General features: G+C 67.3%; 19 protein-coding genes. 8 read left to right on the top strand and 11 right to left on the bottom strand.

Annotated features, from left to right (window positions below):
- Positions 1-79 precede the first annotated feature (79 nt).
- Positions 80-442, bottom strand: coding sequence for a TraR/DksA family transcriptional regulator (locus AC25Y0_RS03400; protein ID WP_488122981.1), 363 nt, complete (start codon positions 440-442; stop codon positions 80-82).
- Positions 439-1488, bottom strand: a complete 1050-nt coding sequence (locus tag AC25Y0_RS03395) for a zinc-dependent alcohol dehydrogenase family protein (RefSeq protein WP_488122980.1) — start codon at positions 1486-1488, stop codon at positions 439-441. The genes AC25Y0_RS03400 and AC25Y0_RS03395 overlap by 4 nt, the downstream gene beginning before the upstream one ends.
- A gap of 55 nt (positions 1489-1543) precedes the next feature.
- Here AC25Y0_RS03395 and AC25Y0_RS03390 point away from each other — a divergent pair, with 55 nt between their 5' ends.
- On the top strand, positions 1544-2581 hold the full coding sequence (locus AC25Y0_RS03390; RefSeq protein ID WP_488122979.1) for an FUSC family protein: 1038 nt from the start codon (positions 1544-1546) through the stop codon (positions 2579-2581).
- Here the strand turns inward: AC25Y0_RS03390 and AC25Y0_RS03385 are convergent.
- Complete coding sequence (locus AC25Y0_RS03385) at positions 2571-2942, bottom strand: hypothetical protein (RefSeq protein ID WP_488122978.1); 372 nt, start codon at positions 2940-2942, stop codon at positions 2571-2573. The two genes, AC25Y0_RS03390 and AC25Y0_RS03385, sit on opposite strands and share 11 nt — an antisense overlap.
- Positions 2943-3047: 105 nt before the next feature.
- Here AC25Y0_RS03385 and AC25Y0_RS03380 point away from each other — a divergent pair, with 105 nt between their 5' ends.
- The 3 genes from AC25Y0_RS03380 (at position 3048) to AC25Y0_RS03370 (ending at position 5344) form a co-directional block, all read left to right on the top strand.
- On the top strand, positions 3048-3563 hold the full coding sequence (locus AC25Y0_RS03380) for a hypothetical protein (protein WP_488134192.1): 516 nt from the start codon (positions 3048-3050) through the stop codon (positions 3561-3563).
- Between the two features lie 269 nt (positions 3564-3832).
- Positions 3833-4324: a hypothetical protein gene (locus AC25Y0_RS03375; protein ID WP_488134191.1), complete on the top strand. Its 492-nt coding sequence runs from the start codon at positions 3833-3835 to the stop codon at positions 4322-4324.
- Between the two features lie 87 nt (positions 4325-4411).
- Complete coding sequence (locus AC25Y0_RS03370) at positions 4412-5344, top strand: 5'-3' exonuclease (protein ID WP_488134190.1); 933 nt, start codon at positions 4412-4414, stop codon at positions 5342-5344.
- Between the two features lie 3 nt (positions 5345-5347).
- On the opposite strand, the gene AC25Y0_RS03365 is transcribed toward AC25Y0_RS03370, so the two are convergent.
- Genes AC25Y0_RS03365 through trpD form a run of 4 tightly spaced genes read right to left on the bottom strand, consistent with a single transcriptional unit; the run spans position 5348 to position 9285 of the window.
- Entirely contained in the window at positions 5348-6646 is a 1299-nt protein-coding gene (locus AC25Y0_RS03365; protein ID WP_488122974.1) for an MFS transporter, read from the bottom strand.
- A gap of 19 nt (positions 6647-6665) precedes the next feature.
- Positions 6666-7661, bottom strand: a complete 996-nt coding sequence (locus AC25Y0_RS03360; protein ID WP_488122973.1) for a PHP domain-containing protein — start codon at positions 7659-7661, stop codon at positions 6666-6668.
- 4 nt (positions 7662-7665) lie between these two features.
- Complete coding sequence (locus AC25Y0_RS03355; protein WP_488134189.1) at positions 7666-8151, bottom strand: aromatic ring-opening dioxygenase LigA; 486 nt, start codon at positions 8149-8151, stop codon at positions 7666-7668.
- Positions 8152-8196: 45 nt separating this feature from the next.
- Positions 8197-9285 (bottom strand): anthranilate phosphoribosyltransferase, encoded by a 1089-nt coding sequence (gene trpD / locus AC25Y0_RS03350; protein WP_488122971.1) that lies wholly within the window; start codon positions 9283-9285, stop codon positions 8197-8199.
- A gap of 166 nt (positions 9286-9451) precedes the next feature.
- On the opposite strand from trpD, the gene ctaE reads away from it, so the two are divergent.
- From ctaE to qcrB, 4 genes are read left to right on the top strand one after another with little or no spacing between them, the layout of a single operon-like run.
- A complete protein-coding gene (ctaE, locus tag AC25Y0_RS03345; RefSeq protein WP_488122970.1) occupies positions 9452-10093 on the top strand; it encodes an aa3-type cytochrome oxidase subunit III in 642 nt (213 codons plus the stop codon).
- A gap of 18 nt (positions 10094-10111) precedes the next feature.
- Positions 10112-10912, top strand: a complete 801-nt coding sequence (qcrC, locus tag AC25Y0_RS03340; protein ID WP_488122969.1) for a cytochrome bc1 complex diheme cytochrome c subunit — start codon at positions 10112-10114, stop codon at positions 10910-10912.
- A 40-nt stretch (positions 10913-10952) separates the two neighbouring features.
- Entirely contained in the window at positions 10953-12032 is a 1080-nt protein-coding gene (gene qcrA, locus AC25Y0_RS03335) for a cytochrome bc1 complex Rieske iron-sulfur subunit (protein ID WP_488122968.1), read from the top strand.
- Entirely contained in the window at positions 12029-13822 is a 1794-nt protein-coding gene (qcrB, locus tag AC25Y0_RS03330; RefSeq protein WP_488122967.1) for a cytochrome bc1 complex cytochrome b subunit, read from the top strand. Before qcrA ends, qcrB begins: the two co-directional genes overlap by 4 nt.
- 101 nt (positions 13823-13923) lie before the next feature.
- On the opposite strand, the gene AC25Y0_RS03325 is transcribed toward qcrB, so the two are convergent.
- From AC25Y0_RS03325 to ctaC, 4 genes are all read right to left on the bottom strand, one after another.
- Positions 13924-14226, bottom strand: a complete 303-nt coding sequence (locus tag AC25Y0_RS03325) for a putative quinol monooxygenase (protein WP_488134188.1) — start codon at positions 14224-14226, stop codon at positions 13924-13926.
- Between the two features lie 615 nt (positions 14227-14841).
- Complete coding sequence (ctaF, locus tag AC25Y0_RS03320; protein ID WP_488122965.1) at positions 14842-15306, bottom strand: aa3-type cytochrome oxidase subunit IV; 465 nt, start codon at positions 15304-15306, stop codon at positions 14842-14844.
- Positions 15307-17070: an aa3-type cytochrome oxidase subunit I gene (gene ctaD / locus AC25Y0_RS03315; RefSeq protein WP_488134187.1), complete on the bottom strand. Its 1764-nt coding sequence runs from the start codon at positions 17068-17070 to the stop codon at positions 15307-15309.
- Between the two features lie 2 nt (positions 17071-17072).
- Complete coding sequence (gene ctaC, locus AC25Y0_RS03310) at positions 17073-17960, bottom strand: aa3-type cytochrome oxidase subunit II (RefSeq protein ID WP_488122963.1); 888 nt, start codon at positions 17958-17960, stop codon at positions 17073-17075.
- Positions 17961-18029 lie beyond the last annotated feature (69 nt).

The following is an 18029-nucleotide window of genomic DNA, read 5'->3' as shown; positions in this document are numbered from 1 at the left end:
GCACCCGATACCGGGACGTGACGGGAGAGCCACAGAAGTGACATTCCAGGGTATCAGAACGGCGCCGAGGGCCGCGAGGTCATGAACCGGCCTTCGTCGCGCACGGAACGCAGCGTGTCGCGGTCGGTCGCGCGACGAGACGGGCGAGCGGAATCGCGGTGCCGCAATCCGTGCAGATCCCGAAGCCGTCGGTGGCGCTCCGCGCGAGTGCGGCCTCGGTCTCGTCGCGTTCTCGGGCGGCGTCGGCGCGCAGCCCCGCAAGCCGCGACCACTCCGCCGAAAGGGGCGCGCCCTCGGGGTCGTGCTCGTCGTCGGCGGTCTCGGCCCCGCGGTCGGCGCGCAACTGAGCGAGCGTCTCGTCGAGACGACTGATGCGTTCGTCGAGTTCGGCGCGCAGCGTCTCGAGCGCTCCGCGCACGTGCGTCGCGGCATCCGTCGTCACGGCTGCAGCAGCACCTTCACGGCGCGGCGCTCGTCCATCGCGGCATACGCCTCGGGGGCCTCGGCCAGCGGCAGGGTGAGGTCGAAGACGCGGCCCGGCTGGATGCGACCGGAGCGCACGTCGGGCAGCAGCTCTTCGATGTAGCCGCGCACGGGCGCGACTCCCCCGTTGACGCCGACATTGCGCTCGAACATGCGCCCGATCGGCAGCTCGGGCCCGCCGTTGGGCACTCCCACGTACCCGACCATGCCGCCCGGACGCGTGGAGCGAAGCGCCTGGTCCATCGACTCCTTCGTGCCGACGCACTCGAGCACACGGTCGGCGCCGATGCCGTCGGTCAGCTCGCGAACGGCCGCAACGCCTTCGTCACCGCGCTCCTCGACGATGTGGGTGGCCCCGAATTCACGCGCGAGCTCCTGACGACGCGGATGCCGCGACATCGCGATGATCGTGGCGGCGCCGAGTCGCTTGGCCGCGATGACGGCGCACAGGCCGACGGCGCCGTCGCCCACGACGACGACGGTGTCGCCGGCGGTGACGCCTGCCGACACCGCGGCGTGGTGGCCCGTGCCCATGACGTCGCTGAGGGCGAGGAGGCCCGGGATCTCTTCGTCGGCGATCGGGCCGGGCACGACCGCGAGCGTGCCGTCGGCGAGGGGAACGCGCACGCGCTCACCCTGGCCGCCGTCGGCGAATCCGCCGAAGCGGTCGTCGCGACCCCACCAGCCGCCCGCGAGGCACGACGTGCTCACGCCGTTGCGGCAGTTCACGCACGTGCCGTCGCACACATAGAACGGTGCGATGACGAAATCGCCGGGGCGCACGTTCTCGACCTCGGGACCGACCGCCTCGACGACGCCGACGAACTCATGGCCGATCCGCCGCGGTTCATCGGTCGCCGTGACGCCGCGATACGGCCACAGGTCGGAGCCGCAGACGCACGCAGCGAGGACGCGCACGATCGCATCGCGTCCCGTCGAGAGTTCGGGGTCGGGCACCTCCTCGACGCGGATGTCGCGGGCAGCGTGGATGACAGTGGCGCGCATGGGGACGATGCTACGCCGGGTTTCGCGGCGGGGTGCCGCGGCCTACGCTCGGGCCATGCGCATGACCGCCGCCTTCCGCGCTCCCCGGCGCACGCCGGCCCTGCAGGTGGCCAAGTCTGCTCTGGCGACCATCGCCGCGTGGCTCATCGCGGGCTGGCTCGTTCCCGGCCCGCCGCCGGTCTTCGCCGCGATCGCCGCGCTCCTGGTCGTGCAGCCGAGCGTCAACCAGTCGCTCGCCAAGGCGGTCGAGCGGTCTATCGGCGTGATCGCCGGCGTCGCCGTCGCGTTGGCGCTCGGGATCCTGCTCGGCGGTTCGACGTGGGTGATCCTGCTCGCGACCGTCATCGCCTTGCTGTTGGCGTGGGGGCTCCGGATGACGGCGGGCACGGCCAACCAGGTGGCCATCAGCGCTCTGCTCGTGCTCGCGCTCGGCGGCAGCAGCCCAGGATACGCCGTCGACCGGATCGTCGAGACGCTGCTGGGCGCCGTCGTCGGGATCATCATCAGCCTCGCCCTCGTGCCGCCCGTCGCCGTCGTGCCCGCCCGTCACGCCGTCGAGGCGCTCGCCGCCGAGCTCGCCGCGTCGCTCGACCGCCTCGCGGTCGCACTCGAGCAGCCGCAGACGCCGGAACAGGTGCAGGAACTGCTCCTCACCGCGCGACTGATGCGCCCCATGCGCGACAAGGCCAGCTCCGCGCTCGCCGAGGCCGGCGACTCCCTTACGCTCAACCCGCGCGGCACGCGGCACCGCGCTGACCTCGCCGAGGCGCAGGCGCAGCTGGACCGCTTCGCGCCCATCGTGACGCAGACGATCGGCATGACGCGCGCCTTCGCGGACCACTACGACCCATCGGTGCACGACGAGCCCGTCGTGCACGACATCGCGCAGCAACTGCGGCGCGCAGCGCACGACGTGCAGCTCGTGGCCGTCGATCCGGAGCACCTGCCCGTCGACGACCGCGAGCCGGCACTCACGTCACCGCTGACGGTGCACATGCCGGACTCCTCCCACTGGATGCTGATCGGATCCCTGCTCGAGGACCTCCGCCGCATCCATGAGACGTTGAGCGCGCCGGCGGAACCTACTCGGTGACGCGCACCGTGAAGACGACGTCTGGGATGCCGCCGTCGGAGTTCTCGAGCGTCACTTCGGTCTCGCCCTCGGCGAGCGCCGTGATGCCGGGATTGAACGTCGCCGTGGCGTCTGCGTATCCCTCCACGAACTCGGCGACGGCGGGGTCGGCGATCGTCGCGGTATAGCTGTCGACGGCGAGGTCGCCCGTGTCGATGTTGAGCACCTGCCCGACGACGAGGTCGACCGTCGTGCCTTCGAGCTCGCCCGCCCCCTTCGTGACGGGAGCGATGACGTCTCCTTCGACGGATCCGGAACACGAGGTGAGTGCGAGAGCCGAGACGGCGAGCACACAGACGGCGGCGAAGCGAGTGAACTTCATATGGTCAGCCTGACGGTGCGGATGCCTCGGCGCCAGGGCGAGATCGGGAACACCGGCTGTGGATAAGTGCTCATCGGCACCGGCGCTGCGGATTACGGTGGTCGCGTGTTCAGCCGCCTTCGCTCCGTCACCGCCGCGTGCGCCCTCGCGCTCGCGCTGGGTGGCTGCGCCACGTCTTCCGACCTCACCGAGCCCTCACCCGCCTTCTCTTCCGAGGCCGACGCATTCGCCGCCGCAGAAGAGACCTACCGCGCATACGTCGATGCGCTGAACCAAACCAGGGAAGGTTTGCAAGCGGACGCGGATCCCCGTGAATTCCTGATCGCCGATGCGCTTGAGGTTGACCTCGCTACGAAGCGAGAGCTCGAACAGGATGGTTTAGCCATCACCGGTGCAAGCAGAGTCACGAGCATTGAGCCGACCCGCGCTTCTGACGACTTCGCATCTGTCGTTATCTCGGTTTGTTTGAATTCCGCTGAGACCCGGGTGATGGACTCGGTGGGAGATGATGTGACTCCCCCCGGTCGCGCGACACACGTGCTCATGGAAGTCACTCTGGTGGCCTCTGGGGAAACTCTCCTGATTTCGGACAGCTCGACCGTGGATGGCGACGGATGCTGACCACTTGGCTTGTCACGTTCGCGCTTGGTTTAGCACTCGGCGCTGGGCCCACCGATCCGCCTTGCACCCCCGACCTCGCCGCAACCGGGTTATGCGGGTCTGTCGCAAACTCAGGCACGTCCGTTGAGATCGGCGCATCCACGATGCGGCCGGGCGGCTCCGCCGGGCCCAGCACGCCCAGCAGCGACCGGCCCGCTCCCGAACCCGCCCTGCCCACCGCCCCGGAGACGTGCGGGCCGCTGGGATGCCGCCCGACCTACTCCGTCGTCATGGTCCCCGACGTCACGATCGACGATCTCGCGTCGTTCCGCCCGGCGGCACCCTCGCTCGCGGGTGAGCCGATCGGATTCGCGGTCGCCGGGCTGCCGGCGAACTTCGTGGCGACGGCATCCGAGCAGCGCATCGCAGGTGAACTCCTCGGGTGGGATGTCACGGTGCGGTTCGTGCCCGTCGGCTTCGTCTTCGACTACGGAGACGGCACATCGCATCCGTCGACGACGGGCGGCACGACGTGGGCGGCGACCGGAGCGTCACAGTTCGCGCCGACTGAAACGAGCCATGTCTACCGCGAGCGCGGCGAGCACACCGTGACCGCGAGGGTTCGCTATGCGGCATCCATCGACTTCGGCACGGGCTCGTGGCGCCCTGTTCCCGGGCACGTCGTCGCGACGAGCGCGGGCTACGGCGTGCGCGTCGTCGAGGCGTCGACAGCCCTCGTCGACCGCACGTGCCGTGAAGGAGCCCCCGGCCCCGGCTGCTGACGGCGTCGACGCGACGGCGACCGCGTCCACAGCCACCGCGTCGACCGCCACTGCCCCTCGCGATTCGGCGGACAGTACCCTGTCGATGTGTCCCACCGTCCACAGAAACTGCTTCTGCTCGACTCCGCGTCGCTGTACTTCCGCGCGTTCTTCGGCGTACCCGACACCGTCCGGGCGCCCGATGGGCAGCCCGTCAACGCCGTGCGCGGGTTTCTCGACATCATCACGAAGCTCGTGACGACGTACGAGCCGACGCACGTCGTCGCCTGCTGGGACGACGATTGGCGCCCGCAGTGGCGCGTGGACCTCATCCCCTCGTACAAGACCCACCGCGTCGCTGAGGTCATCGCGGGCGCACCCGATGTCGAAGAGGTCCCGGATCCGCTCGAAGTGCAGGTCCCGGTGATCCGCGAAGCGCTCGCCGCGGTCGGCATCGTCGTCGTCGGGGCCGCCGAACACGAAGCCGACGACGTCATCGGCACACTCGCAACGCGTGCCGAGATGCCCGTCGATGTCGTGACGGGCGACCGCGATCTCTTTCAGGTCGTCGACGACGCGCGCGGCGTGCGAGTCATTTACACGGCGCGCGGTATGAGCAATCTCGACGTCGTGACGGACGACGTCGTCATGACCAGATACGGCGTGCGGCCCGACCAGTACGCCGACTTCGCGACGCTGCGCGGCGACGCCTCTGACGGGCTGCCGGGCGTCGCGGGCGTCGGCGACAAGACCGCCGCGAAGCTGCTGCAGGCCCACGGCGATATCGCCGGCGTCATCGCCGCAGCCGCTGCGGGCGAGGGGATGTCCGCGGGACTCCGAGCCAAGATCGAGGCGGCTCTGCCGTACCTCGAGGTCGCCCCCACGGTCGTCGGCGTCGTGCGAGACCTCGACCTGCCCGATGTCGACGCCCGCCTGCGGCCGCTCGACGATCAGCAGAAGACGGATGCCACGGCCCTGGCCGAACGCCGCGGTCTCGGCACGTCGATGAACCGCCTCATCCTGGCGCTCGACCGCGTCTGATCCTCAGCGCAGCGGCGTCGAGCGAGCCGTCGCCGCCAGAAGCAGCCCGCAGTAGACCACCGACAGTGCGACGCACACGACCAGCGGCGTGTTCCATCCGCCCGAGACGTCGTGCAGCCATCCGATGAACGGGCCGCCGGCGGCGCCGAGCGCATATCCACCGCCCTGCACGAACGCCGACATGCCCGCCGCTTCGCGGTCGGACCGCGAGACGCCGATGAGCGCCGTGAAGACGACGACGAAGCCTCCCGCGTGGCCGACCGCGCCGATCATGAGCCACAGCCACAGCATCTCGGGCGCGAAGACGAGTCCCACCGTGAGAATGAGCCAGGACGCGCAGATCGTCAGGGCGGGCACGTAGCGCGGCGCGTAGCGGGCCAGCAGCGGCACGATGAAGGCGCCCGCGATGCCGGCTCCCTGGTAGAGCGACGACAGCGCGCCGGCCGCCGACGCACCGAGGCCCAGCTCATCGGCCGTGAGCGCCGGGAGCCACGTCGTCAACCCGTAGTAGATGAGGCATTGCGCACCGAACGCGCCCACGAGCAGCCACGCGATGGGCCGCCGCAGGATGCCTTGTTCGTCCCGGCGGCTCCCCACGACAGGCAGCGGGCCGGTGATCGTCTCGGCCAGTTCCACTGTGCGCTGCTCTTCCGCCGAGCGCGGCGGGCCCCGATGCGCCGCCGGTTCGCCCGACAGACGGTCCTCTGCCCCTGCGTGCCATTGCCGACGCGCGTGAACGGTCCACAGCGCCAGCCCGCCGAGCGTGAGACCCGACCACATCAGCAGCGCCCAGGACCAGCCCACGAGGTCAGCCAGCGGCACCGTGAACAGCGCCGTCACGAGTGAGCCGACGTTCGTCGCCGCCGCGTACGCCGCGGTGACCGTCGCGACCCGTTCGGGCGGAACGTCTCGCCGGATGATCACGGGGATGACGATGTTGCCGATCGTGATCGAGGCTCCGATCACGACCATGCCCGCGAGCATCCACCCGAACCCCGGGATGGCGCGCACGAACGTGCCGACGAGCACACCCGCGAGCGACGTGAAGAGGGCGATCTCGGCGCCCGTGCGCCGGATGATGATCGCCGCGACCGGGGTGAGCACGGCGAACATCAGCACGGGCAGCGACGTGAGCAGCCCGGCCGCGACGGACCCGACGCCGTAGTCGTGCTCGATCTCGCGCAGCACGGGGGTCGGCGCGATGATGGGTCCGCGAAGGCTCAGCGCGGCGACGAGCACACCGGCCACGACAAGCCAGGGGATGCCCCGCCGCGCGCCTCCGGCAACGGGGAACGAGCTCATCCGGCGAGCCTATCCCCGGTCACCGGCGACGCTGCGTCCACGCGCGCAGACGCTCGAGCGGCCAGGTCGTCACGATCCGCTCCGGGGGCACGCCGGCTCGCTCTGCCCTCTCGGCGCCGTAGTCGAGCAGGGACAGCTGGCCGGGCGCGTGAGCATCCGAGTCGATCGAGAACAGGCAGCCTTCGTCGAGCGCGACCGCGATCAGCTCGTCGGGCGGGTCCTGGCGTTCCGGGCGCGAGTTGATCTCGACGGCGACACCGCGCTCGGCGCATGCGGCGAACACGGCGCGCGCGTCGAGATCCGATGGCGGCCGCGTGCCCCGCGACCCTTCGACCAGGCGACCCGTGACATGGCCGAGCACGTCGACCCGCGGATTCGACACGGCCGCGACGATGCGCCGCGTCATCGGGCGGCGCTGCATCCGCAGCTTCGAGTGCACGGATGCCACGACGATGTCGAGTTCGTCGAGCAGGCCTGGTTCCTGGTCGAGGGCACCGTCGTCGAGGATGTCGACCTCGATACCCGACAGCAGCGTGAAGCCGTTGTCGCTCAATCCCGCGACGATCTCGAGCTGCGCGCGCAGCCGCTCGGGCGACAGGCCGTTCGCGACGCGAAGCCGTGGCGAGTGGTCGGTCAGTGCGAGGTACTCGTGCCCCAATCGGCGGGCCGCATCGACCATCAGGTCGATCGAGGTGAGCCCGTCGGACCAGTCGCTGTGCGCGTGCAGGTCGCCGCGCAGGAGCGCACGCAGCGCCGAGGAGCGCTCGATGCCCGCGCGCTCACGGAGCTCGACGAGGTACTCGGGCACCTCGCCGGCGAGAGCCTGCCGGATGACCGCGAACGTGGATTCCCCGATGCCTTTTCGTCGCCGCAAGGATGCGGCATCCCGCAGCTCGTCCTCGGTGAGCGGCGCGATGGTGTCGGCTGCCGCGCGGAAGGCTTTGGATTTGTAGCGCGACGACCGCTCGCGCTCGAGGAGGGTCGCGATCTCGGCGAGGGCGTCGTGTGGCCTCACGCCCTCACGCTCCGGCGGCGAACCTCGAGGTCTTGACGACGACAGGAGCCGCGGCTATTCGGTTGAGACCCCAGCCGAACAGGATCGACAGCACGCCCATCCCCATCGCGAACGCCGCGACGCCGAACGAGACGACCGAGGTGAACAGCGAGGCACGCAGGAACGAGGCGTTCATCATCGTCGCGCGCACGGGGTCGTCCTGCGGCAGTTCGGCATACGTCTTGCCGCCCGAGGCCTCCAGGGCGTGGTGCTGGATGATGTCGGCCTGCACATAGGCCGTCAACGGCCCCTGCACGATCTGTCCCTGGAATGCCGCCGCATCGTCGGGGATCGTGATGTTCTCGGCACGGAGCTGCGACGACACCATGATCCACACGATGACACCGACGACGATGAGGACGATGCCGCCCACGATCCCGAGCGTGCCCACCACCTTCACTGCACCGAGGTTCCGGGCGGGGGCTTCGACTGCTGCTGGTGCATCGCTCATTGCGTTCTCCTCAGGTCGTTGCTGCCGCTTTCACGCTAGCCCCGGTCAGCCCCCCTGCGGAAGAGCACTCGCGCCCGCGGCCAATGCGCGTGTCGCCTCGATCCACTGGTCGAGCTTCGTCTGCGCGGCGCCGCTGTCGATCGCCGCGGCCGCCTCGTCGCGGGCCTCAGCGAGGCGCTCGAGCATGGACCGCTGCACCTGGGCGGGATCGCGGAAGAGCCGGTACGAGACGATTCCCGCCGCCGCATTCAGCAGGACGATGTCACGGACCGCACCCGTCTCACCGCCGATGACGCGGCGCACGACCGCGGCGTTGTGCGCGGGATCGCCCCCGAGCAGATCGCCGATCTCGGCAAGGGGGATGTCCAGGTCGCGCGGGTCGACGTCGTGCTCGTGAATGTCGCCGCGGCTGACCTCCCACAACCGGCTGTGGCCGGTCGTGGTCAGCTCATCCAGTCCGTCGTCGCCGCGGAAGACGAGTGCCGTCGCGCCGCGCGTGCGGAAGACGCCGGTGATGAGCGGCACCCGGTCCAGCTGCGCGACGCCCACCGCGTTGGCCTCGGCACGCGCGGGGTTGCACAGGGGGCCCAAGAAGTTGAAGACCGTCGGCACACCGAGTTCGGCACGCGTCGTTCCCGCGTGCCGGAAGCCGGGGTGAAACGCCGAGGCGTACACGAACGCGATGCCGGCACGCGCCAGCGTCTGCGCGACGGCGTCGGGGTTGAGGGTGATCTCGATCCCCAGCGCACCCAGCACGTCGGAGGAGCCCGACGACGAGCTCGCGGCACGATTGCCGTGCTTGACCACGGGAACACCGGATGCCGCGGCGACGATCGCTGCCATCGTCGAGACGTTCACCGTGCCGAAACGGTCGCCGCCCGTGCCCACGATGTCCAGAACGCCAGGGTCGACCGGGAGCGGCAGCGCGGCCTCGAGGATCGCGTCGCGGAAGCCCACGATCTCGTCGACCGTCTCGCCCTTGGCTCGCAGCGCGAGCAGGAAGCCGGCGATCTGCGACGGCGTCGCCTCGCCGTTCATGATGCGTCGCATCGCCCACGTCGATTCCGACACGCTGAGGTCACGTCGCTCGAGAAGCGAGGTCAGAATGCCGGGCCACGCGTACAGATCCACCATGGGAAAAGAGCCTACCCACCGCGCCAGCCGCATGACTGCGCGGCGTCCGGTCGCATCCTCATTCACTTCACAGCGCGCTCTCGGCGTTCTCTTAGGCGCCCCTAAGTCCGCACTCGGGTGGCGATAACCACCTGAGTGGGAAAATCTCGGCGCAGTTTCAGCAATAATGGGGAGCGTGACGACCACCCCAGCTACGTACTCTCAGGCGATGAGGTCCGTTAAGCGACCCGATCCGGTCGCCGTCGGCACCATCGTGTGGCTCGGCAGCGAGGTGATGTTCTTCGCGGGCCTTTTCGCGATCTACTTCACCCTTCGCAGCACTTCGCCCGAATTGTGGGCCGAACGCTCCGATCTGCTGAATATCCCCTACGCGACCGTGAACACGATCATCCTCGTGCTCTCATCGGTCACGTGCCAGATGGGGGTGTTCGCTGCCGAGCGGTTCCAGCCTTACTCGAACAAGAAGCGCGGCTGGCTCGGCTGGGGCATGGTCGAGTGGTTCTGGCTGACCTTCATCCTGGGCGCGATCTTCGTGTCAGGTCAGGTGTGGGAGTACGCGCAGCTCGTGTACGAAGGCATGCCGATCGCCTCCGACGCCTACGCTTCGGCCTTCTACCTCACGACGGGCTTCCACGCCCTGCACGTGACGGGAGGACTCATCGCATTCCTCCTCGTCATCGGACGCGCCTACGCCGTCAAGAACTTCGGGCGCAAGGAGATGACCACCTCGATCGTCGTGTCGTACTACTGGCACTTCGTCGACGTCGTCTGGATCGCCCTGTTCCTCGTCATCTACTTCCTGAAATAGAGCGGAGCTGAATCCCCCATGGCACGAGACAAGACGCGCCGCTCGAACGGTCGTCGCAGCCCCTTGGCTGCGGCCGCAGTCGTCGGAATCGGACTGCTGCTGACCGGTGGCCTGTATGCGGGTGCATCTGCGGCGATGGCCGCGACCGATGACACGCAGACCACGACCGTCCTGACCGTCGACGACGGCAAGAAGCTGTTCGACGCCAACTGCGCGACCTGCCACGGCCTCGACGTGCAGGGCACGTCCGACGGACCGTCGCTGTACGGCGTCGGCGAGCTCGCCGTGCACTTCCAGATGAGCACCGGTCGCATGCCGCTGCAGATGCAGGGGCCGCAGGCTCCGCAGAAGCCCGTGCAGTTCACCGATGCCCAGATCGAAGCGATCGGCTCCTACATCCAGTCCATCGCACCGGGACCTGGCTTCCCGAGCGACCGGGTGCTCGACGGCGAGGGCAACCTGTCCGAGGGCGGCGATCTGTTCCGCATCAACTGCGCCATGTGCCACAACGTCGCGGGCGCCGGCGGCGCCCTCACCGAGGGCAAGTACGCACCTGCTCTGCACGGGACCTCGGCGCTCAACATGTATGCGGCGATGGTCACCGGCCCGCAGGCGATGCCGGTCTTCAACGACATGACGCTTACGGCCGAAGAGAAGCGCGACGTCATCTCGTACCTGCTGTATCTGCAGCAGAGCGAGTCGGTCGGCGGCTTCACGCTCGGTTCACTCGGTCCCGTCTCAGAGGGACTCTTCATCTGGATCTTCGGGATCGGCGGCCTCATCGCCATAACCGTGTGGATCACGGCGAAGTCCAACTGATCGACCAGACGACGACATTCAGGCACTAACGAGGAGCAGCATGGCACACGAGGACGACCCGCTCGAGCTGGAGAGGGCTTCTTGGCAGCCCTCCCCCGGGCTCGCCGTCGCGGTCACCGATCCGGTGCGCAACCCGGGGCTCCCGCCGCATCGCGCGCGGGTGACCGACAAGGATCCCGCCGCGATGAAGCGTGCGGTACGGACGGTGTACACGCTCTTCTACATCTCGGTCGCCGCGAGCATCTGGGCGGTCGCGGCGTACATGATCTTCCCGATCGAGAGTGGCCGGTTCATTGATATCCGGCACAACAACCTCTTCATCGGTCTGGGCATCGCGCTTGCACTCCTGGCGATCGGCATCGCGGCGATCCACTGGTCCAAGGCGATCATGTCCGACAAGGAGTTCACCGAGCCTCGTCACGCCACGCGTGGACGCGACGAGACGCGCGAAGCGGCCATTCAGGTCTTCGCCGACGCGAACGAGGAGTCCGGTTTCGGTCGCCGCACGATGATCCGCAACTCGCTGATCGCAGCGGTCGTCGCCTCGGTGGCACCGGGAATCGTGCTGTTCCGCGGTCTCGCGCCGCACAGCTCCGAAGAGCACCCCTTCGCGGGCGACCCGGTTCACCTGCTCGAGCACACCATGTGGAAAAAGGGCATGCGTCTTGCGCACGACCCCTCGGGTGAACCCATCCGCGCCTCGGACCTGACACTCGGTTCTGCCGTGCACGTCATCCCCGAACCGCTCGCTGATCTCTCTCACCACGACGGCTACCTCGAAGAGAAGGCAAAGGCCATCGTGCTGCTGATGCGTCTGCTCCCCGAGCAGCTCATCGAGTCCGAGGAGCGCAAGGACTGGTCGTATGACGGCATCGTCGCGTACTCCAAGGTCTGCACGCACGTCGGATGCCCCGTCGCCCTCTACGAACAGCAGACACACCACCTGCTGTGCCCGTGCCACCAGTCGCAGTTCGACGTGACGGATGAGGCCAAGGTCATCTTCGGCCCCGCCGCCCGCGCACTGCCTCAGCTGCCGATCATGGTCGACGACGAGGGCTACCTCGTCGCACGCAGCGACTTCACCGAACCCGTCGGCCCGAGCTTCTGGGAGCGTCATTGAGCACCGCAACCGTCACCGAGAAGACCCAAGAGCGCGATAAGCCGCTCGGGGGCCGCTTCGTCGGCGCCACGGCGAACTATCTCGACGAGCGCACGAGCATTTCGGGCATCGTCAAAGAGCTGGGCCGCAAGGTCTTCCCCGACCACTGGTCGTTCATGCTCGGCGAGATCGCGCTGTGGAGCTTCGTCGTCGTGCTCCTCTCGGGCACATTCCTGACCTTCTTCTTCGATGCGTCGATGTCGCCGGTTCACTACCACGGCGCTTACCTGCCGATGCGAGGCCTCGAGATGTCGGCGGCCATGGCCTCGACGCTCGAGATCTCGTTCGACATCCGCGGCGGCCTGCTCGTTCGCCAGATGCACCACTGGGCGGCTCTCGTCTTCGTGGCCGGCATCGGCGTGCACATGCTGCGCGTCTTCTTCACGGGTGCGTTCCGCAAGCCCCGTGAGCTGAACTGGGTCATCGGCTTCGTGCTGTTCGTCCTGGCGATGGGCGAAGGCTTCACCGGCTACTCGCTCCCTGACGACGTGCTCTCGGGCAACGGCCTGCGCATCATCGACGGCATGATCAAGGGCATCCCGCTGATCGGCACGTGGACCTCGTTCCTGCTCTTCGGCGGCGAGTTCCCCGGCACCGAGATCGTCGGACGCCTGTACGCGCTGCACATCCTTCTGCTGCCGGCGATCCTCGTGGCGCTCCTCGCGCTGCACCTCATGCTCATGATCATCAACAAGCACACGCAGTTCGCCGGCCCCGGCCGCACGAACGACAATGTCGTGGGCTACCCGATGATGCCGGTGTACATGTCGAAGATGGGCGGCTTCTTCTTCGTGGTCTTCGGCTTCATCGTCCTGATCGCCTCGTTGTTCTCGATCAACGCCATCTGGGCGTACGGGCCGTACGACCCGTCCCCCGTCTCGGCGGGAACCCAGCCTGACTGGTACATCGGCTTCGCCGACGGCGCGCTTCGCCTCGTGCCGCCGCATCTGGAGACCGTGTTCCTGGACCGCACGTGGTCGTGGAACATCCTGATCCCGCTCGGCGTGCTCGCCGTGTTCATCCTGCTCGTCGCGATCTACCCGTTCATCGAGTCGTGGGTCACGGGTGACAAGCGCGAGCACCACATCGCGCAGCGTCCCCGTAACGCAGCGACCCGCACGGCCATCGGTGCAGCCGGCGTCACGTTCTACGCCGTGCTCTGGGCGGCGGCCTCGTCCGACATCATTGCGACGCACTTCTGGCTCACGATGGAAGGTGTGATCCACGGTCTGCAGGCCTTGCTGATCCTGGGTCCGATCATCGCCTACTTCGTCACGAAGCGGATCTGCATCGCACTGCAGCGCAAGGATCGCGAGATCGTGCTGCACGGCTACGAGTCCGGACGCATCGTGCGGCTCCCCGGTGGCGAGTACATCGAGGTGCACCAGCCCGTCGACGAGTACGAGCGCTTCAAGCTCGTCGATTTCGAGACGTACGAGCCGCTCGTCGTGCGCCCCAATGCACAGGGCCGCATCCCGTGGCACGAGAACCTGCGTGCGAGCATCTCGCGCTGGTTCTTCGAGGACCGCCTCTCCCCCATGACGCAGACCGAGCTCGATGCAGCCGATGCCCACCAGCATCACGAGCTCGACCACATCGCGGAAGAGGAAGACGCTGAGATCCAGGGTGCGCACGAGCGCGCCGGAGTCCCGGATGCCCCCCACGTGCCGATCGACGACGGACACAACTCCGAGACGGCAAACCGCCCGTCGAACGTGATCATCCCCGACGAAGAGGCCCGCGACAAGTAGCGCCCCGTGTCACTGAAGAAGCCCCGGGCTGCATCACGCAGCCGGGGGCTTCTTCGTTCCTGCACCGGCCTCACGAACCGTAGCGGCGCGACCCAGCCTTCTCAATCACGCAAGGGCGAACCGGCGACCACGAAGCGGTCGCCGCCCATCTGTCCCGACAGCAGAGGCATCGCCTCAGCGATAGCCGCGCGCACCGTGTCCAGCGTCAACGACGCCTGATGAGCTTGCGCTGAGGTCCAGAGTTCGGCGACGTACACCGTATCCGGCTCATCGTCGTTGGTGCCGACCTCGTACATCAGGCACCCGGCGCCTGCCAGCTGCCGGTTGCGGCGCGTCAAGATTGCGACCACCTCGTCTCGTTTGCCGGGCTTCACTCCGAGGGTGCCGACATTCGCGAAAGTCATGGCCTCACCATACGAGGAGGTTGCGTCTGACACCGAGCACGACGCAGCCGCGCACCCATCACGCGCTCTGGTCTATGCGCCATCCGTGCTCCTCACCCCTGGCCCACTCACACGCGAGAACGCCCGTCGGCAAACCCGCCTTGGGGTCTGTATTGATGAGCGGCTACGGCAACCACGAGTGCTGCAGATCGACGAGCTCGAGATCACCACTGACGACGTGAGCGAAGCGCCGCGAGCACCCTCGTCATCGCCGCCTGGCCGACGGCCTTGCGCCACAGAAGCAACGACACACAGCGCCGACGATGCCCCCCTCTCGGCAGCCGACGACGGCCCATACGTACCGACCGTGGCACCGTTGCTCTCCGGGCGCGACTCGTATCGCGCGCAGCCGGTGGGTCTTCCAGCGAGCCGGCGTCACGCCGGTCCCGACGTTCCTCGCGGCGGCGCCATACGCCTTACCTGCGGGCGAGTGGCCACGGTGACCCAAGGGGGGCCCTCACCGCAGCGCAACCCACGAGACTGGCACAGACGCCGCAGCACGGGCCTATAAAGCAAAGCGGCCGGCATCCGGACCGAAGTCCAGGATCCCGGCCGCTTGTAAGCCGCGGGCGAAGCTCAGCGGGCGAAGTAACCGCGGTAGTACTCGAAGACCCAGCCGACAATGGCGACGACGAACAGTGCGATGCCGATCGGGAACATCCAGACACCCACCGCGAGTCCGAGGATGGCGACCGCGGCCGAGCCGGCCAGCACGATGGGCCACCAGGACCAGGGGCTGAACTCGCCGACCTCGGGGTCACCGTCATCGATGTCGGACGTCAGGATGTCCTCGGGCAGCTCGCCGCCCTGAGCCTTGTGAACGCGACCGGTGTAGAACCCGATGAGAGCGGTCATGAAGGCGGTGAACAGCAGCGCGATGCTACCGACCCACTCGATCGACAGAGTGACCGTTCCCCACACCGATTCGCTTCCGGTGAAGTTGGTGTCCCAGTGCGTGATCAGGTTCCACGCCGTGTACACGGCGAAGACGAAGACGAAGAAGACGGTGAGGATCCACCAGAGGACCGTATTGGTGCGCATCTACTTGACCTCTCTCTCGGCCGCATCGACAACCGGGGCGTCGGGCGCATCCTTGGCTGGACCGACTCCGACGGGGACGCCGGCCTCGGGGTGGTTCAGATCGAAGGCGGGACGCTCGCTGCGGATCCGCGGGATCGACGTGAAGTTGTGCCGCGGCGGCGGGCAGGAGGTTGCCCACTCGAGCGAAGCGCCGTAACCCCACGGGTCGTTGACCGTGACCTTGGGTGCCTTGCGCGCCGTGATCCACACGTTGAACAGGAACGGGATCATCGAGGCTCCGAGGAGCATCGCACCGACCGTCGAGACCTGGTTCTGCCATGTCCAGCCGTCAGCTGCCGAGTAGTCGGCATAGCGGCGGACCATGCCATCGACACCCAGCCAGTGCTGGACGAGGAACGTCATGTGGAAGCCGATGAACAGCAGCCAGAAGTGCACCATGCCGAGTCGCTCGTTGAGCATGCGACCGGTCCACTTGGGCCACCAGAAGTAGAACCCGGCGAACATCGCGAAGACCACGGTTCCGAAGACGACGTAGTGGAAGTGGGCGACGACGAAGTACGAGTCGGAGAGGTGGAAGTCCAGCGGCGGCGAGGCGAGGATCACACCGGTCAGGCCACCGAAGACGAACGAGATGAGGAACCCGAGCGAGAACACCATCGGTGTTTCGAACGTCACCGACCCTCGCCACATCGTTCCGATCCAGTTGAAGATCTTCACGCCCGTCGGCACCGCGATCAGCATCGTCATGAGCGCGAAGAAGGGCAGGAGCACGGCTCCCGTGACGTACATGTGGTGCGCCCAGACCGCGATCGAAAGCGCAGCGATGGCGATCGTGGCGTAGACGAGCGTCTTGTACCCGAAGATCGGCTTACGGCTGAAGACCGGCAGGATCTCGGAGATGATGCCGAAGAACGGCAGTGCGATGATGTACACCTCTGGGTGTCCGAAGAACCAGAACAGGTGCTGCCAGAGCAGGACGCCGCCGTTCTGCGGATCGAAGATGTGAGCGCCGAGAACACGGTCGGCCGCGGCGGCGAGGATAGCCGCAGCGAGAACCGGGAACGCCATCAGGATCAGGATGCTGGTGACCAGCGTGTTCCACGAGAAGATCGGCATGCGCCACATCGTCATGCCGGGAGCGCGCATGGTGATGATCGTGGTGATGAAGTTCACGGCACCGAGGATCGTGCCGAACCCGCTCATGCCGAGTCCGAGCATCCACAGGTTTCCGCCGACGCCTGGTGAGAACGTCGTGCTTGCCAGTGGCTGATAGGCGAACCATCCGAAGGATGCCGCACCCTGAGGCGTGAGGAAGCCGGCGACGGCGATGAGCGAACCGAACGAGAAGAGCCAGAAGGCGAAAGCGTTCAGACGCGGGAAGGCGACGTCGGGGGCACCGATCTGCAGCGGCAGGATCGCGTTCGCGAAGCCCGCGAACAGCGGCGTCGCGAACATCAGCAGCATGATCGTGCCGTGCATCGTGAACAGCTGGTTGTACTGCTCCTTCGTCGGGACGATCTGCATGCCCGGTTCGAAGAGCTCGGCGCGGATGATGAGCGCCATGACGCCGCCCAGCATGAAGAAGATCACCGAGGCGATCAGGTACATGTAGCCGATCGTCTTGTGGTCGGTGGAGGTGATCCACTTGACGATGATGTTGCCCTTCTGCTCTACGCGAGATGCGCTGAGCAGAGCGGCCTGGCGAGGAGGCAGGGTCGTCGGACGCCCCTGCGTCGGTTCATTGAGGGGAAGTGTCGTCGCCATGGTCAGTCTTGTCCCTCCGGTGCGATCCCGCCGGTGCCCGGAAGGTTCTGGAGTCGGTTGTATTCGTCGTTGATGTCACCGGTCTGACCGGCGGCCTCCAGCGAGTCGAGGTAGTCCTCGTACTCGGCCTCGCTGACGACCTTGACGTTGAAGAGCATCATCGAGTGGTATTCGCCGCAGAGCTCGGCGCACTTGCCCGCGTACTCGCCCTCGCGGGTCGGGGTGAACGACCACAGGTTGTCGCGGCCGATGTACATGTCCTTCTTGTACAGGAAGTCGATGATCCAGAAGGAGTGGATGACATCGCGCGACTGCAGGTTGATGGTGACGGACTTGTCGACCGGCAGGTAGAGCGTCGGCAGATCGTTGATGATGTTGCCGGCTTCGTCGGTCTGCGCCTGAACGCCCATCGACCAGACGGTGTCGTCCTCGGTGTCGCCGTTGTACTGGAAGTCCCAGGCCCACTGCTTGCCGATCGCCGTGATCGAGATGTCGGGGTCCTCGTCGTAGTCCTCGAGGATCGCCTGGTCACGCGCGGTGAAGGCGAAGAAGCCGAGCACGAGGATGACCGGGACGATCGTGTAGAAGATCTCGATCGGCATGTTGTAGCGAAGCTGCACGGGCAGAGCGGTCTGTCCGCGGCGACGCCGGTAGACGATGGCGGCCCAGAGCGTCAGCCCCCACGTGATGACACCGACGGCGAGCAGCACGATCCAGGAGTTGACCCAGAGACCGGACACCATCTCGGTGTGGTTGGTTGCAGCGGGACCGTCCTCGACGAAGCCCGGCAGATATCCGTTGAGCTCCGTCGGGGTGCATCCAGCCAAGACGGCGGCCGTTGCGATCCCAACGGGGAGGAGGGCCCAGCGGAGGCGGCGTTTCGAGGGCACGGTGCACCTTTCCAAGTCGCGAATGTGACTTCCGCCAGTCTAGAGCAACCGCTCAGGCACTTCAGGCCA

It is taken from the genome of Microbacterium sp. Y547 (genome assembly GCF_057669785.1).
Note: the sequence above shows the minus strand (reverse complement) of the source record. Positions and strands in the feature narration are given on the sequence as shown.